The sequence below is a fragment of the Prevotella sp. Sow4_E9_plate genome (genome assembly GCF_052116205.1).
In the GTDB taxonomy this organism is placed as follows: Bacteria; Bacteroidota; Bacteroidia; order Bacteroidales; family Bacteroidaceae; genus Prevotella.
Map to the genome: position 1 here is coordinate 1 of NZ_JBQKLN010000125.1, position 745 is coordinate 745.

At 39.2% G+C, this 745-nt stretch carries 1 protein-coding gene; it reads right to left on the reverse strand.

Translation table 11 applies throughout. The features are described 5' to 3' along the window. A partial coding sequence (locus ACTQ53_RS17525) for a nucleotidyl transferase AbiEii/AbiGii toxin family protein (RefSeq protein ID WP_441934598.1) occupies positions 1 to 745 on the reverse strand: 745 nt, incomplete at both ends.

Here is a 745-nt window from a genome sequence, read left to right on the forward strand (position 1 = left end):
CCTTCTGTGAAAGATAGAAAAGAACCAAGAAAACTAAGTACTTGTTCTTTTACTGCGTTAAAGTCGAATTTTTCTTTTCTGCTTAATACTGGGAGTAGATGGGCACGAACTTGCGAGAAGGAAAGTTTTTCTATGTGCTTGATGTTTTTGATATCAAGTGTAACCTCCTCTGCTTTGCAACTGGAACCGACAGCCAAGTAGAAAACGAGAATTTTACGGAGAAGAGCTCTTTCTTCCATTGTTTCAAATAGATTCGCCTGTATCATACCATACACGTCATAAATGTCTCGTACAGCAGCTCTACTGATAAGTGCGTTGAGCTTGCTGGCAAAGAGTTCCATCGGTGCGAGGGCACAAACCCTTATGTCTCCAAGAAAGTCGATACTGATTGTACGTTCTTCCATTGGCAGTACGTGGCAACGGTCACTATAATTAATTTCTATCTTAATGTTGTCCGGATTTCCTCCTGCGTTTATATATCCAAATACCCACGAGTCCAGTGTATGTGGACTTTTAGAGCCAGGCTTTAGAACATATCCCTCGTTGGACATATAAGCAAGAATCTCGTTATTTATACTTTGTCTTGCTTTAATCATTTCTTCTCTACTGCAATTCTTGGCAAAATCTAAGTCGATGTCAACAGATAGTCGTGGCATCTGAAAAACGGTGAGATTGATAGCTGTTCCGCCTTTTAATACAAGTGAATCGTGTAGAAATTCATTCTGGTTGAAATATTGTAAAATTT